At 27.8% G+C, this 16,027-nt stretch carries 17 protein-coding genes; 6 read left to right on the forward strand and 11 right to left on the reverse strand.

What is annotated here, in order from left to right:
• Nucleotides 1-26 precede the first annotated feature (26 nt).
• The gene (locus ACNI28_RS10420) at nucleotides 27-1,484 is read left to right on the forward strand and encodes a protein adenylyltransferase SelO (RefSeq protein ID WP_419764186.1); all 1,458 of its coding nucleotides are present in this window, start codon (nucleotides 27-29) and stop codon (nucleotides 1,482-1,484) included.
• A 2-nt stretch (nucleotides 1,485-1,486) separates the two neighbouring features.
• Here ACNI28_RS10420 and ACNI28_RS10425 read toward each other — a convergent pair whose 3' ends face one another.
• The 3 genes from ACNI28_RS10425 to ACNI28_RS10435 all read right to left on the reverse strand — a co-directional run bounded on the left by ACNI28_RS10425 (nucleotide 1,487) and on the right by ACNI28_RS10435 (nucleotide 4,829).
• Nucleotides 1,487-2,047, reverse strand: a complete 561-nt coding sequence (locus ACNI28_RS10425; RefSeq protein ID WP_419764187.1) for a hypothetical protein — start codon at nucleotides 2,045-2,047, stop codon at nucleotides 1,487-1,489.
• A gap of 26 nt (nucleotides 2,048-2,073) precedes the next feature.
• Nucleotides 2,074-4,365 (reverse strand): sensor domain-containing diguanylate cyclase, encoded by a 2,292-nt coding sequence (locus tag ACNI28_RS10430; protein WP_419764188.1) that lies wholly within the window; start codon nucleotides 4,363-4,365, stop codon nucleotides 2,074-2,076.
• Nucleotides 4,366-4,433: 68 nt separating this feature from the next.
• Nucleotides 4,434-4,829, reverse strand: a complete 396-nt coding sequence (locus ACNI28_RS10435) for a DoxX family protein (RefSeq protein WP_419764189.1) — start codon at nucleotides 4,827-4,829, stop codon at nucleotides 4,434-4,436.
• Nucleotides 4,830-4,978: 149 nt separating this feature from the next.
• Between ACNI28_RS10435 and ACNI28_RS10440 the strand changes: the two genes are divergently transcribed.
• The 5 genes from ACNI28_RS10440 to ACNI28_RS10460 all read left to right on the forward strand — a co-directional run bounded on the left by ACNI28_RS10440 (nucleotide 4,979) and on the right by ACNI28_RS10460 (nucleotide 11,309).
• Nucleotides 4,979-5,584 (forward strand): TetR/AcrR family transcriptional regulator, encoded by a 606-nt coding sequence (locus ACNI28_RS10440; RefSeq protein WP_419764190.1) that lies wholly within the window; start codon nucleotides 4,979-4,981, stop codon nucleotides 5,582-5,584.
• The gene (locus tag ACNI28_RS10445) at nucleotides 5,577-5,801 is read left to right on the forward strand and encodes a DUF2798 domain-containing protein (RefSeq protein ID WP_419764191.1); all 225 of its coding nucleotides are present in this window, start codon (nucleotides 5,577-5,579) and stop codon (nucleotides 5,799-5,801) included. The genes ACNI28_RS10440 and ACNI28_RS10445 overlap by 8 nt, the downstream gene beginning before the upstream one ends.
• Before the next feature lie 11 nt (nucleotides 5,802-5,812).
• Nucleotides 5,813-6,808 (forward strand): efflux RND transporter periplasmic adaptor subunit, encoded by a 996-nt coding sequence (locus ACNI28_RS10450; protein WP_419764192.1) that lies wholly within the window; start codon nucleotides 5,813-5,815, stop codon nucleotides 6,806-6,808.
• A gap of 118 nt (nucleotides 6,809-6,926) precedes the next feature.
• Nucleotides 6,927-10,058 (forward strand): efflux RND transporter permease subunit, encoded by a 3,132-nt coding sequence (locus ACNI28_RS10455; protein ID WP_419764193.1) that lies wholly within the window; start codon nucleotides 6,927-6,929, stop codon nucleotides 10,056-10,058.
• 9 nt (nucleotides 10,059-10,067) lie between these two features.
• A complete protein-coding gene (locus ACNI28_RS10460; RefSeq protein WP_419764194.1) occupies nucleotides 10,068-11,309 on the forward strand; it encodes a TolC family protein in 1,242 nt (413 codons plus the stop codon).
• Between the two features lie 53 nt (nucleotides 11,310-11,362).
• On the opposite strand, the gene ACNI28_RS10465 is transcribed toward ACNI28_RS10460, so the two are convergent.
• From ACNI28_RS10465 to sufC, 8 genes are read right to left on the reverse strand one after another with little or no spacing between them, the layout of a single operon-like run.
• Nucleotides 11,363-11,638: a hypothetical protein gene (locus ACNI28_RS10465; protein ID WP_419764195.1), complete on the reverse strand. Its 276-nt coding sequence runs from the start codon at nucleotides 11,636-11,638 to the stop codon at nucleotides 11,363-11,365.
• 11 nt (nucleotides 11,639-11,649) lie between these two features.
• The gene (locus ACNI28_RS10470; protein ID WP_419764196.1) at nucleotides 11,650-11,952 is read right to left on the reverse strand and encodes a hypothetical protein; all 303 of its coding nucleotides are present in this window, start codon (nucleotides 11,950-11,952) and stop codon (nucleotides 11,650-11,652) included.
• A gap of 12 nt (nucleotides 11,953-11,964) precedes the next feature.
• Complete coding sequence (locus tag ACNI28_RS10475; protein ID WP_419764197.1) at nucleotides 11,965-12,246, reverse strand: hypothetical protein; 282 nt, start codon at nucleotides 12,244-12,246, stop codon at nucleotides 11,965-11,967.
• A 46-nt stretch (nucleotides 12,247-12,292) separates the two neighbouring features.
• Nucleotides 12,293-12,634 (reverse strand): metal-sulfur cluster assembly factor, encoded by a 342-nt coding sequence (locus ACNI28_RS10480; protein ID WP_419764198.1) that lies wholly within the window; start codon nucleotides 12,632-12,634, stop codon nucleotides 12,293-12,295.
• Entirely contained in the window at nucleotides 12,635-13,042 is a 408-nt protein-coding gene (locus ACNI28_RS10485; RefSeq protein ID WP_419764199.1) for a SufE family protein, read from the reverse strand.
• A 1-nt stretch (nucleotide 13,043) separates the two neighbouring features.
• Entirely contained in the window at nucleotides 13,044-14,219 is a 1,176-nt protein-coding gene (locus ACNI28_RS10490) for an aminotransferase class V-fold PLP-dependent enzyme (protein WP_419764200.1), read from the reverse strand.
• Nucleotides 14,219-15,256, reverse strand: a complete 1,038-nt coding sequence (locus tag ACNI28_RS10495) for a SufD family Fe-S cluster assembly protein (protein WP_419764201.1) — start codon at nucleotides 15,254-15,256, stop codon at nucleotides 14,219-14,221. The genes ACNI28_RS10490 and ACNI28_RS10495 overlap by 1 nt, the downstream gene beginning before the upstream one ends.
• 2 nt (nucleotides 15,257-15,258) lie before the next feature.
• The gene (gene sufC, locus ACNI28_RS10500) at nucleotides 15,259-15,999 is read right to left on the reverse strand and encodes a Fe-S cluster assembly ATPase SufC (protein ID WP_419764202.1); all 741 of its coding nucleotides are present in this window, start codon (nucleotides 15,997-15,999) and stop codon (nucleotides 15,259-15,261) included.
• Between the last annotated feature and the right edge of the window lie 28 nt (nucleotides 16,000-16,027).

The following is a 16,027-nucleotide window of genomic DNA, read 5'->3' on the forward strand; positions in this document are numbered from 1 at the left end:
TGCAGAAAATATAAAAAGATAAATATATGAAACTAAATGAAATACAATTAGAGAATGATTATTTTGAATTTGATGAAAAATTTTATCATAAAATTAATCCAACTCCATTAAATAATCCACACTTGATATCTTACAATAAACTAATGTTTGATGAGATAGGTTTAGATTATGAAGAAGCTAAAAATGAAGATTTTATTAAGTTTATAAATGGAGATAAATTGCTTTCTGGTTCTCTTCCTTATGCAAAAGCTTATGCAGGACATCAGTTTGGCTATTTTGTACCCCAATTAGGTGATGGAAGAGCAATTAACTTAGGTAAAATTGGTCCATGGCATTTACAAACAAAAGGTGCAGGACTAACTCGCTATTCAAGACAAGGAGATGGTAGGGCAGTATTAAGGTCTTCTATTAGAGAATATATTATCTCAGAAGCGATGTATGCTTTAGATATACCAACAACTAGAGTTTTAGCTCTTATAGGTTCAACTCATCCAGTTACTCGATATTATGGAGTAAAGGAAACAGCAGCAATTGTTTTAAGAATGTCCCCATCTTGGGTTAGAATTGGAACATTTGAGTATTTTGCAAGACAAAAAAATGCAAAAGTAAACCTAACTCAATTGGCTAATTATGTAATAAAAAACTCTTATGCATATTTAATTGATGACAAAAACAAGTATGAAAAGATGTATTATGAAATGGTTGATAAAACAGCAATACTAATGGCAAAATGGCAAGCTTATGGTTTCATGCATGGAGTTATGAATACAGATAATTTTTCAATGGCAGGATTAAGTATAGATTATGGTCCTTTTGCTTTTATAGATTATTTTAATATAAATCAGATTTGTAATCACACAGATAGTGAAGGGCAATACTCTTTTAATAACCAACCTTATGTAGCAAGATGGAACTTAGAAGTTTTAGCAAATAGTTTAAAAGAGATTTGTGAAGTAGAAAAACTTCATGAATATTTGAAAACATATTTTCATGTTCAAGAAAAAGAGTATTTGACACTTATGACAAGAAGACTAGGCCTTGATATTAGTAAAAGTAATGATTCTTATGCTGATTTGATTATATCTTTATTAAAGGCATTGCAAACTTCAAAAACTGATTATAATCAATTCTTTTATGAGTTAACTAAGTGTAAAAATAGTGATGAGATTAGAAAAGTAATTGATATCTCAATTTATAGACAAGCCTTAAATATATGGCTAGAAGACTATATAAAAGCTAGAGAAGAAGAAAATAGAGATTTTACTCAAGTTCAAAATAGTATGAAAAAGGTAAATCCAAAGTATGTGATTAAAAATTATATGCTTCAAGAAGCAATTGACAAGGCAGAAGAGGGTGATTTTAGTTTAGTAAATGATTTATTGAATATTGCACAAAATCCATATGGTGAGCATAAAGAGTATGAAAGATACTCAAAAGCTACACCACTTGAATTTTCAAATGTAAAACTGAGCTGTTCGTCCTAGGATTAAACAGCTCCCATTAGTGCTTTTTTAGTATTTCCCATAAGTGCTACCATTTCATCATATGTTTTACTTATCTCTTCTTGTGGAGTTGAAATAACTTCATCATATACTTTTTCTATTTTCTCTTCACTTGATAGTTTTTTAAGATCACTTTTTTCTAAAGAAGCAAAATCTAAAACTTCATTCCATACAGAACTTTCATCTAAAACAAAAGCAGAAAATTTAACACCTTCATATTCAAAAGTACCATCTGCATCTAAGTCGATAACGTAAAGTAAATTAACAGAATCTTTATCAAAAAACTCTCCATATTTTGTGAAAAATTCTTTAAAGTATCCAAATGTTTCAAGCTCACATGAAAAGAATTTAATTTTTTCATTTTCACTTACCATAACAACTTGTCTAGCTTGAGATTTAGGAGGCATAACTCTTGTTTCAGATAACCTTTTACCCTCTTCTATGATTAAAGCCCCTCTATAACCATGAAGTGTTGAAGTGATACTTCCACTAAAAGATGGTTGCCATTCTAAATTATTTTCTTTGATGTACTCTATTGGTGTCATACTATAGTCCTTTTTTTATGTATGCACTATAATATACAATAATTGTTCCTTTGGCTATTTATCTTATGGGAGATATGGCTATCATCTGTTTGAATTACAACTTTGTTTCGTCCATTATCTTTTGCTTCATATAAAAACTTATCAGCTCTTTTATATGCTTTTTCTGCAGTTAAATTATTACTATCAAATACAATACCTCCAATAGAGATAGTGAGTTCTTTATTTGATAGTGTACTGTTTGTATGTTCTATATGTAAATCTTCAACATTTGTTCTTAATTTTTCTAAAAGTAGAGTAAAGTTTTTTTCATTGATATCTGTTACTAAAACACCAAACTCTTCTCCTCCTAATCTAAAAATATAATCACTAGCTCTACTAATAGTGTATTTTATACAGTTAGCTGTTTCAATTAAAGCTTTGTCACCCTTATTATGGCCATAGGTATCATTATATTGTTTAAAAAAGTCAATATCTAAAATAGCAAACCCCATAGTTTTATTATCTCTTTTTGCTCTTAATATCTCTTTTTCAATGGTTGTATTAAAATATCTTCTATTATATGTTTGTGTTAATTCATCTGTAATAGACATCTCTTCAATACGTTTTTTATCTGTAATATCAACTGCAACAGAAGCATAACCAGTAATTGTTTTATTATTATACATAGGAGAGATTTTTGCATGAACATAATAAACTTCTTTATTTTTCATCATGTTTTTAATCTCACCTTCCCAAGTTTTACCAGAATATATATCATCCCATATACTTAAATAAAACTCTTTTGTTGTATCTGGATGTCTGAAAATATTATGATTTTGTCCAATTACTTCTTCTTTTGAGTAACCACAAATTCTACAAAATGCATCTGATACATCTAGGATTTTTCCATTTATATCAACTTTTAATGTAATTAAATAGTCATTGATAATTTCAAGATATGTTTTATTTTCCTCAAGCTTATCTTCTATGGTCTTTTTATTTCTTTTTGCCTCTGTAATATCTACAAAAGAAGCTATATGATAAAACTCATCTTCATCGGTATATATTCTTGAGATAGTGAGTTCTTCTGTGTATGGCATCCCATTTTTCTTTATATTTGTTATTTCACCTTCCCAATAGTTTTCATTGTTAAGGCTATCCCACATATTTTTATAAAATTGTTTTGTATGATAACCTGTAGATTTGAGTATTTTAGGTGTTTTATGGAGTATCTCTTTTTCACTATAGCCTGTAATTTTTGTAAAAGATTTATTTACTTGAAGTACTTTATTCTCTTTATCTGTGATTATAATACCATCATGAGAGTTTTCAAATACATTATTCGAAATTTTTAATCTTGATTTATTCTCTTTTTCTATTCTTTTATATTCAGCAAAAATAAATGAGATAAATAATGCAACTAAAAAATATAAAAAAACAATCCATGCAATAGTATTTAAATATTCATCAATTTTCTTATCAATTACATTATTGTTAATTTTTGTAATAAATTTTAATTCAAAGGGATTGAATTGATTATTAGTATTTAGCCATAAGGTGATATTGATTTTTTTAACATTTATATAATAATCATCATTTTTAAGGGTACCTTTAAAGTCTTCACCAATCTCTTTATATATATCTTTATGAATATTATTAAAAGTCAAATCTTTGTTAAATAAAAAACCAAAATTATATTTACTATTTTTAGAGTTTAATATGAAGTTTTCTTTATTTAAAATAAGTGTTTCTAAATCAAATTTAGAGTTTGAAAAGCTTACAAAAATATCGTCTAGACTATAGTCTACAACTACAAATCCATCTTGAACATCATACTTATCATAAACAGGTGTTATGATTTCAATATAGGCTTTAGTAGGATTTACTATCTTTTCTTTATTTTTTAGTAGCTTTATTGATGATATATATATATCACCTCTTTTAAGTTTTTTTAAGTCATCTAAGTATTTTTCTTCTTGAATATCTTTTGATAGAGTATTATCATTGATTTCTAAAAATTTCTTTCCATTGTTTTTTAAAAAATAAACTTCTAAATAAGACTCTTTTAATGCAATCAATGAAGATATTTCATCTTTTAATATATATCTATTTTTATTTAATTTATAAATATAAGATATATAAAGGGTGTCTTTTTTAAGAATTTCAAAATTATTTTGGATATTTGTAATTTTTAAATCTAATTCAGATTCAATAGAGTTTGTTGTCTCTTTGGTATAAATATCATCAAGGTTTTTTATGTATGCAGTAGATACCAATAAAAATATAATAATAAAAAGTGTAAAAGTTTTGAAAAATGTATAACTTATTTTTTTGTTCAATTTATAACTTCCTAGCTAATAATCCTTTATTATATCATTAATTTAGAATTTTTTTGTTAAATGAAAAATTATTTTTCATCTATTGAGAATTTACCAGGTCCAACAAGTATTATTAAAAGTGATGTAAATATATAGAAGTATTGCAGTTCTAGGGCTAATCCACCGTTTGAACTAAGTGAAAAGATTTCACTTGGATGAACTAAGTATATTGCAAATAAAATATTTATTATAATTATCAAAGAGAATGTTTTTGTGTAGTATCCAATAATCACAAAGATTGGAGCAATAACTTCTCCAATGTAAACTCCATAGACTAGAAATTGAGGTAGATTATTTTTTTCAAGTACTGATTCGATAAAAGAAGTTCCATATTTAAGTTTTGCATATCCATGTAGTAAAAATAAAATACCAACAAATAATCTTAAGAATAATTTTGCAAAATTCTCATTGTAACTACTATTCATAATCAATCCTTTGTAATATGGTATTTTAAAAAAGTTAATGAAAGGTTAATTAAAACTGACTCTTGGTCAATTTCAATAAAATTTAAGATTAGATAGTTATACTTTCAAAACTTGACCGACGGTCAGTCAAAAAAGATTTAAGGAGTTCTATGAGTCCTAAAAAAGTTAATAAAGAAGAAAAAAGAAGAGAAGTTGCACTTGCTTGCTTTGACTTGATTCATGGTGGCGGAATGAAAAAGTTAACAGTTGCTCAAGTTGCAAAAACAGCTGGAATAGGAAAAGGAACTGTATACGAATATTTTGAAAATAAAGATGATATTATTTTTGAAATTATAAATATGCATATTGAATACCATCATGAGAAGTTTTTAAATAATATAAAAGATGTAAAGACAACAAAAGATAAAGTATTTTATTTTTTTGATTTTGTTATGAATGATACAGAAGAAAATATTAAACATTTTAGTGGTTATAGAGAATACTTATCTATTGTTTTATCAGAAGAAAACGAATCAATGTTCAAGTTCAATGATAAATGTACAACATTTTTTCACAACCAACTTATGTTGATAATTGAAGAAGGGATAAAAAAAGGTGAGTTAAAAGAGCTTGCAAAAGAGTTTGTTGATGGGCTTATGTTATTTGAAAAAGGCGTTGCATTGGTGAAAATGACACAAACAAACTTTGATGCAAAATCTTCTTGTGAAAATTTCTTGAATAGTTTGTTTAAAATAATTGAGAAAGATAATGATTAATAAAAAATATACAAGATTGGTTTTTGCTTTTTTTATGTCTTTATTTATGAGTTTTATAATGAGTTTTGTAATTACATTCATAAACTTAGGTTTCATAGATGGCTTTGTTTTAAAGTGGCTGGAGGCATTTGTAAAGGCATTTATATTTGCATTTCCAATAGTATTTATTGTTGCACCTATTGTGCATAAAATCACAAATAAATTAATAAAAAAATAGAAGGATAATATATGTTTAAGAAGCTATTAGTAGTAGTACTTTCATCTCTTGCACTATTTGCAGCAGGTGGTCCATCATTGGTTGAGACTACAAAAATAATAAAGGGAGAAGTTAATCCTTTACAAGAGTTTGTTGGAACAGTAAAGTTTGATAGGAATTCAGTTTTAGCTGCTCAAAATTCAGGTGTAGTAAAAAATATAAATTTTGAAGTAGGGGATAGTGTTAAAAAAGGACAAACACTAATTCAAATAGATGCAGATTTATTAAATGCACAAGTTAAATCAGCACGAGCAAATGCTAAGAGTGCAAAAAAAGATTATGAAAGATATTCAAAACTATTAGAGACAAAGTCTGTTTCTAAAAAACAGTATGATGATATGGAGTTAAAATCTATTACAACACAAAGTACCTTAAATGAGTTAGAAATACAAAAAGAGAAAAAAAGTATAAAAGCTCCATATAGTGGTATTATGGTAGAAAAAAGTATAGATTTGGGAGAATGGGTAAATGCAGGAACATCATTGGCTTCAATTGTTGATACCTCAAAAGCAGAGATAACATTCAATGTTCCCTTGAGTATTTATTATGGATTAAAAAAAGATGATACATACGATATTAGAGTTGGAAAAAATATTATAAAAGGAAAAATGAGTGGTGCAATACCAAGTGGTGACAAACTAACTAGAACTTTTCCTGTAAAGTTTAAAGCTAATACAAGCAAAATTTTTGTTTTTGATGGGCAAGAAGCAAAGGTAAGTTTGTCTAAAAATGCCATACAAGAAGCACTTATTGTTCCAAGAGATGCTGTTATAAAAAGATTTGGACAAAATATTGTTTTTATTATTGATGATAAAATGATTGCACAAATGATTCCTGTACAAATTATTGCATATTTAGAAGACCAAGTTGCAATAGAAGGTCAAGGTTTAGCCAAAGGTCAACAAATAGTTAGTAAAGGCAATGAAAGAGTTTTTCCTAATTCTCTTGTAAAAATAATAAATAAATAGAGATGACTTGTTGTCTTCTTTAGGATTTGTCTTTAGATGGAATTTATTTCCATGCTTAAAAGAAATTAGAAATGAAAAGGTTCCCTTAAAATTGGGGAACAATTTAAAGGAATAAAAAATGGATTTAATTAAGTTTTCGATTAAAAACCCTGTAACTATTATTGTTTCAGTTTTAATCGTTGTATTGTTTGGTTTTTTATCACTTAGTAAATTACCGTATCAATTAACACCCTCAGTAACAAAACCTGAGATTAAAATAACAACAGTATGGCCAGGTGCAACTCCTCATGAAATAGAGCGAGAGATAATAGAAGAGCAAGAAGATGCTCTAAAAAGTTTAAACAATCTAATTGAATATGAATCATCTGCAAAAGATGATAGAGGTGAGATAACTTTAACATTTAAATTAGACACAGATATTCGTGTAGCTTTACAAGATGTTTCAAATAAGTTAAATGAAGTAAGCTCATATCCAAGTAATGCAGATGAACCTATAATTGAGACAGCAACTGCTAGTCCTGTTATTTGGATGATGTTACAAACCTTAAAAGATAATGTAAGACATATAGATGAATATAGAACTTTTTTTGATAATGAAATAAAACCAGTTATAAAAAGAGTTAATGGTGTTTCTGGAACTATGGATATTGGTGGTAGAGAACAACAGATGCAAATTGTATTTGATGTGAACAAATTAGCATCATATGGACTAACTATTTCTCAAGTAATATCAATAATACAAAATGAAAATATAGACGTTTCTGCTGGTATTCAAAATATAAATAGAAGAGCATATAGAATTAGAACTGTTAATAAATTTACATCACCTGAAGATATTGGAAAAGTAGTTTTGATATCTACTCGAGATAAAATAATTACAGTTAAAGATATTGCAAGAGTTGATTTTGGATATGAAACTGCAAATGGTGTCGCTATGTATTTTGGAAAAGATGGGATATTCTTAGGTGTTCAGCCAAGTGCAGGTTCTAATATTGTAAAGCTAACAGATGAAGTTGAGAAAGTAGTAAATGAACTTAATGCAGGTGTTTTAAAAGATGAAAAACTTAAAATACAATGGATATATGACCAAAGACCTTATATCGTTGGTTCTGTTGATTTAGTTAAACAAAATATTATGATAGGTGGTGTTTTAGCAATATTTATACTAATTTTGTTTTTAAGAAGCATATCTCCAACAGCTGTTGTTTCTGTTGCAATTCCAATATCTATTATTGGTACTTTTATAATTTTAAGTGCCATGGAAAGAAGTCTAAATACAATCTCACTTGCAGGTATCTCCTTTGCAGTTGGTATGCTTGTTGATAGTGCTATTGTTGTATTGGAAAATATTGATAGACATAGAAAAGAGGGTATGAGTATCCCTGATGCTGCATATATAGGTGCAAGTGAAGTTTGGGGTGCATTGGTTGCCTCTGCACTTACAACGATTGCTGTATTTTTACCAATTGTATTTTTACAAGATGAAGCGGGACAACTATTTAAGGATATTGCTATTGCCGTAACTGCCTCGGTTACTTTTTCACTGTTTGTTTCCATTTCAGTTATTCCAATGCTTTGGAAATCATTTGCAGGTATTTCAAAAAAAGAGCCAAAAGATGCAGGTGCCATAGCGAACTTTGGAGAAAAAATAGTTAATTTTATTATGTCAATTGTAACTATGTCTTTAAAAAATACTTTTACTAAAATAGTTACTATTTTATCTTTGGCAATTTTTTCAGTGGGTGCAATATATGTACTTTTCCCTAAACTTGACTATTTGCCAAAGGGAAATAAAAATCTGATATTTAATATTTTGATTACACCTCCTGGACTTTCATACAATGAAAGATATGGTATGGGTACATATTTAATGAAGCAAGTTGAACCTTATCTTAATAAGGATGTAGGAAATATCCCTGGACTAAATCGAGCATTTTATGTATCTTTTGGAGATTTCACTCTTTTTGGTGGAACTTCAATGCATGAAGATAGAGCTTCTGATTTAATACCAATGTTTAGACCAATAGTAAACTCTATGCCTTCTGTTTTTGGTGTCTCTATTCAATCAGGAGTATTTGAAAATGGAGTAGGTGAAGGAAATACAGTAAATATTGATATAAGTGGTGAAAAGATTGAAGAGATTGCAAGTATTGGTGCTCAACTTTATGGAGCTACTATGGGAGCAATACAAGGAAGTCAGGTACGACCAGTACCATCAGTAGAATTGCTTTATCCAGAAGTTAGAATCACTCCAAATAGAGATGCAATTAAAGCACTAGATTTAAGCTCAAGAGAGCTAGGAGTTGCAATTGATGTTCTTATGAGTGGTAGAAAAGTTGGTGATTTTGAACAAGATGGTAAAAAGAAAATTGACCTTGTCCTAAAAGCTGATGAAGAGTTGGTAAAAACTCCAGAAGATGTTATGGCATCACTTCTTGCCTTGCCAAATGGCATGGTATTACCAGTCTCTTCTATGTCTGATTATCTCTCTACAACGGGAATCTCAGAGATTCGTCACTTAAATGGGAAAAGAACTATTACCCTGCAAGTGACACCTCCTAATGGCATGACTATTGATGAAGCAATGAAGACTATTGGTGGTATGTTAGAAGGAATGAAAGCAAAAGGAGTTATCACTGAAGATATTGAAATTGGTATTTCTGGAACAGCTGATAAATTAACCGAAACAATAAAATTGTTGATGGATAATTTTATTTTAGCTTTAGTAATTGTATATTTACTTATGGCATCATTGTTTGGAAACTTCTTATATCCTATTGTTATTATGTGTACAGTTCCCCTTGCAACAGCCGGTGGATTTATAGGATTGAAGCTTACTAATACATTTATTGCTCCACAGCCCTTGGATATTTTAACCATGCTTGGGTTTATTATTTTGGTGGGTATTGTTGTAAATAATGCAATTTTAATTGTTCATCAAAGTTTGAACTATATTAGAGAAAAGGGAATGGAGCATAAAAAAGCTGTAATAGAAGCAACACGAACTAGAATTCGTCCTATTTATATGAGTTCATTAACTTCTATATTTGGTATGTTACCATTAGTTTTAATGCCAGGACCTGGAAGTGAATTTTATAGAGGTTTAGGTTCAGTTATTACAGGAGGATTGGCATTTTCAACAATATTTACAATATTTGTTACTCCTGCACTTTTGATGTTCTTTATTAAAATAGAACAAAGGCTTAAAAGAAGTGACTCAATAGAACCTGTTGATGTTAGTAAAGCATAAGGATAAAAAATGAAGAAAATAAAATATTTAGTATTGTCATCTTTAGTTGCAACTAATTTGTTTGCAATATCACTTGATGAGGTGTTAAACATCTCTTTAGAAAAGAATTTAGATATTGCAATAAGCAATTATGAATACAAAGAGTCAAAAGAGGATTATGATAAATCAAAATCAGCATTTTTACCAAAAGCTGATTTGTCATACTCTTATAATAATAGAGATAAATTAATAACAGGACAAATAAAAGAGGATTCAACAGCAAGTGCCACAATCTCATATAATCTATTTAATGGATTTAGTGATTTTAGTGAATTGTATAGTTCTAAGTATCTAAAAAATGCTTCAAGATATTATTTCAATGCAAAAAAACAGGATATTATTTTAGATACAAAAAAAGCATATATAGATTATTTAAACAAAAGAAAAAATCTTCAAACTCAAGAAGATGCATACAGATTATTTGAAAAACAATATATGGATGCTCAAAGTCAATATGCACAAGGTATTATCTCAAGAAATGATTTGTTAAAAGTTGAAGTAAATATGTTAAATGCTAAACAAAGTGTTATTCAAGCAAAAGGAGCTTTAAATATCTCTTCATATGCTTTGAGTAATATTTTAGGTGGATATGATTTGTCAAATGAAAAGCTTGATGAATTAAGTGTGAGTACAGATAAAAACTACGCTTATGATATAACTCTTTTAGAAAATAGAAGTGAAATAAAAGCATCAGAACTTAGTTTAAAAAGTAAAAAAGAGCAATCATTTGGTTCAAAAAGTGCTTTTATGCCAAAAGTTGATGCAAGTCTTTCATATAATAAGTATGGAGATGATGAAAATATAGGTGGGCGAACCTCTTATCCAGATACTCAAGAAGTAGTAAATGTAACAGCTTCTTGGAATTTGTATAATGGGAATAGTGATTATAGTGAAATTATAAAGAAAAATATTCAAGTAAAAAAAGCAGTAGCAAACTTGGAAAAAGTAAGACTTAATATAAAACTTCAATACCAAAATGCACTCTCTTCATATGATGTGGCAAAGGCAAACTTTGAAACATCAAAATTAGCTTTAGACCAATCAAAAGAGAATTATGAAATAGTAAAAAATAGATTTAAAGAGGGCTTATCTGATAATACAGATTTAATAGATGCAAACTATTTACTTAGTGCTGCAAAAGAAAATTATTATAAAGCTTATTATGATAAATATATTTCTATTGAGACTTTAAATAGAGTTTTAGAGAAGTAAATAAAAACTCTGTCAAGAAAACTCAATTCTTGACAGAGACTAAATTTTGAGATTTAATTATTCCAAAAAGTTGGTTTTTTTTCTTCCCCATTACCTGTAGGTTTTGTAGGTTCAATTTTTTTAGTTGGCTTATAGCCATCATACTTGAATGGATTTTTAAATTGAAGAGATGTAGGAGTTGGACCACCGCTTTTATCTACGGTTCTTGGTTTATAAGTATCTCCCATATTTGACCAACTTTTAGGTAAATAGATATATAAAAGAATTAATATAATTATTACAATTGCTATTTTTATATATATTCCTATATTACTTGGTTTTTCTTCCATATGAGTCCTTTTTATTTTTTAGGTGAAGAAGATGTTTTTTTTTCTTCATTTTTGTTTTCCATTTTTTCTTCTAAAAAATTATTCTTTTTATCTACATTGTCGTAATCATACTCAAATCCAGTTCTAAATTGCAATTTTATTGGATCTGCTGTAATTGTTGAATTGTTTTTTACATCTGTTGACATTGGGTTATATACATCTCCTAGTTTTTCCCAACTTTCATCTTTAGGCAAAAAGATAATGAGGAGAATTATTCCAACAATTAGAATTAGTATTTTTTTATAAATAATTATTCTATTAGGATTTTCTCTCATTAGAGATCCTTTTTATTTTTTATCCCAAAATATTGGTTTTTTCTCCTTGTCATTTTCTTCCATTCTTTTTTGCATAAAAGTACTTTTTTTAGGTGCTTCATATTTATCATATTGAAAACCACTTCTAAATTGCAATTTAATAGGCTGATTATTATTTGATGTACCTCTTAATTTTGCAGCATTATTAAAACTGTTGTTTTGACCCATAGGAATAAAAAAATAACCTAAAAGTACTATAATTGAAATTATGACAATGTTTATATATAGACTGCCTTTTTTCGGTGTTTTACTCATATCAAACCTTTCCTTATTCCTCATTATATAAAAAAAATAATAAAATCTATATAAGAAAGCCATTTGCTAGCATGATATCTTTTCCATCATCAGTTACTTTGCTTTTATCCCAAGGTGGATCAAATGTAAGATTTATATTTACATGTTCAACCTCTTCCAAAACTTTTACTGCATAACTTGCATCATTTATTAGGCTATCAGCAACAGGACAACCTGGACTTGTTAGTGTCATGTCAATATTACATGTTAGTATTTTTTCTTTCTCTTCTAATTCTATTTTATAAATTAAGCCTAAGTCATAAATATTTACAGGAATCTCAGGGTCAAATATATGTTTTAGCTGTCCTACTATTTTTTCTTTTATCTCTTCTTCATTATAATTTTCCATTTAATTTCCTTTTGCGTACTCTTTTATTTTTTTAATCATACCTTGTACACCACTTTGTCTATTTGGTGTTATTATTTCGCTTAGATTTAATCTATCCAAAATATTTATATCTAGGTTATTTATATCGTCTTTTTTTTCATTTGAAAATATTGTCGTAATAATATAAACTAAACCTTTCACAATAGCAGCATTAGAGTCTGCCCTGAAAATCAATTCATCACTATTTTTATCTTTTATAAGCCAAACTTTTGAAGTACAGCCTTGCACTAAGTTTTCATCTATCATCTCTTTTTCATCTAAAGGATTTAGTTTTTTTCCTAAATCAATTATGTATTGATATTTTTCAAGCTCATCATCAAAAAGTTCCAAATCATCTTTAAATTCTTCAATCTTTTTTTCAATACTCATCTTAATCCTTTAGCATTGTTATTGCTTTTTTTAAAGCAATAATTAGTTTATCAATATCCTCTTTATCATTATAAAAAGCAATACTAGTTCGAATAGTCCCTTCAATACCAAGACTTTTCATTATAGGCTGGGCACAGTGATGTCCGCACCTTAAAGCTATGCCCATTTTATCAACTAAAATACCTACATCTTCTGCCATAATATTTTTAATATTAAAACTAAGTGAGCCTATAGAGTTTTTAGTATCACTATAAAAAATAATATCATCTATTTTTGATAATTCTTCATAAAGATACTCATATATCTCATTCTCTTTTTTTTCTATCTTTTCATATCCAAGCTCTTTTATAAACTCAATTGCTTTTCCAAATCCAATTACACCAGCTATATTTTGTGTTCCTGCTTCAAATTTAAAAGGTGAATCAAGTAATATACTTCTTTTATAAGTAACATCATTGATTGTTGCTCCTCCTGTTTGATATGGTTCAATCTCATTTAATAATTCATCTTTTATATAAATAGCTCCAACTCCTGTTGGTCCAAAAGTTTTGTGTGAAGAGATTGCTAGAAAATCAATATCTAAATCTTGTACATCAGTTTTTTTGTGAGTTAAACTTTGTGCTCCATCAACTAAAACTTTTGCACCATATTTATGGGCTAGGTTAGTGATTCTTTTTATATCATGTATCTTTCCAAAGGCATTGGATATATGTGTAATAGAGACAAAAGAGTTTGGATTTTCTTTTAATATATTTTCAAAATTTTCATAATCAAAATCTAGGTTTTCATCACATTTTACTACTTCAAAATCTATATTAGCAATTTGCCATGGGACAATATTTGAGTGGTGTTCCAAAGAAGAGATTATGACTTTTTTAAATCTATTTTTAGCATATGAATTTATTATAAAATTAATACTCTCTGTTACACCTTTTGTAAAAATTATCTCATGTTTTTCTTTTGCATTTATAAACTTTCTTAAAACTTCACGTGTGTGTTCATACTTTTGTGTTGCTTTATTTGCATCACCATGATTGCTTCTATGTGTATTTGAACAATAAAATGAATAGTAATTTACAATTTCATCAATAACCACTTGTGGTTTTTGAGTTGTTGCTGCATTGTCTAAATATACTATGTTGCTATTTTTAAAATAAGGAAAATAATCTTTATACATCATATCTCCTTTATAATATTTCTAATTTCTTCATTTGATATTTTAGCTAATATCGCATTTTCTATGGCTTCAAGCATCATTTTAGAAGCTTGCTTTCTTGATAAACCTCTTGATTGCAAATAGTATAAGATATCTTCATCCAAACTACCCGTTGTTGCCCCATGACTAGCTGTTAACTCATCAATAAATATCTCAAGTCTTGGATTTGCATTTATTATTGCATCATCACCTAAAAGCGTAGTCTTAGAGTTTTGTATTACAGCTGAGTTATTTGCTTCATGATTTACTCTTGTTTTTACTTCAAATATTGCATGGGCATTCTCATCTAAAATATGATTTGCTTTTATACTACTTGAAGTATCTTTTCCATTGTGAATTGTAGCTACAATATTTGCTATTTCTTGTTTTTTAGAGATATTTGTCAAGGCTTCCATATCAAAGTTTGAATTGGCATAATCCAAATTTATATCAAATTGATTATATGCATTTGATGATCCAAAATTGAAATTAAAGAATTTTAATTTTGAGTCTTCTTTAATAGCTGGTTCAAATTTGATATCTAAAAAATCATCTAAAGATAGTTTTTGCAAATATATATACTCTACTTTTGAAGAATTAGCTATTTCAAAATCTCTTTTTTGACTTATAAAGTTCTTTTTATTTTTAGATATAAATATCTCAAAAATCAAAATATCGCTATTACTTTTAACACTATATTTTAAATCTTTTTCAAAAACTGTATTTTCATCCTCATAATAATTTAATATAAGAATTGAATTTTTACACTCTTTATTTATAGTTATTTTATTTTCTTTAAGACTAATATCATCAATTAGATTTTGTTCTTTTATCTTCTCATTTGCAAAAAACAGAGTATTAAATCCTTCTAGTTTTAAAAAATCAAAATTAAAATCTTGAACATCTTTAAAGCTATTTTCTTTAAACTCTAGTTCAGTGATATTTTTTACATTACATTTTCTAAACTCTTCAATTTTTTTATTTGCAAGGGGAAAGTTTTTGATATCTAAATTTCTCATAATTACACTCCTATTGCTTCGTAACCTTTTTCTTGAATAAGCTCAGCCAATGAATAATCACCACTTTGTGTGATTTTCCCATCTTTTAAAACATGTACGAAATCAGGTTTAATAGCTTCTAATAATTTATCATAATGGGTAATCATCAAAACTGATCTATTCCCATCTAGAAGTGAGTTTATTCCATTTGCTACAAGTTTTATAGCATCTACATCTAATCCAGAATCTATTTCATCAAGTAAGATTAAATCAGGTTTTAAAACCAATAGTTGTAATAGTTCATTTCTTTTTTTCTCTCCACCACTAAAACCAGCATTTAAATCTCTTTTTAAAATCTTATTATCTATGCCACTTTTGGCTGTAATCTCTTTAATCTCTTTTAAAAAAGTAGCAGAATCTAACTCTTTTAGACCTTGATACTCTCTTTTTGCATTAAGAGCTGATTTTAAAAAGTACATATTATTAACCCCTGCTACTTCAATAGGATTTTGAAAAGATAAAAATAGACCTTCATTTGCACGTTCACTTGCATCAAGCTCCAATAAATCTTTTCCATTAAATTCTATACTTCCAGAAGTGACTTCACACTCATAGTGATCACACAAAGCTTTTACAATAGTTGATTTTCCTGCTCCGTTTATTCCCATTAGGGCATGTATTTCACCTTTATTTATATTCAAACTAAAATCTTTTATTATTTCATTATTTTCTATTTTTACATTTAAATTATTAATTTTTAACATAGCTTCTCCTTGAAAATATCCCATTTTA

Source organism: Arcobacter denitrificans (SeqCode), assembly GCF_048571185.1.
In the GTDB taxonomy this organism is placed as follows: domain Bacteria; phylum Campylobacterota; class Campylobacteria; order Campylobacterales; family Arcobacteraceae; genus Arcobacter; species Arcobacter denitrificans.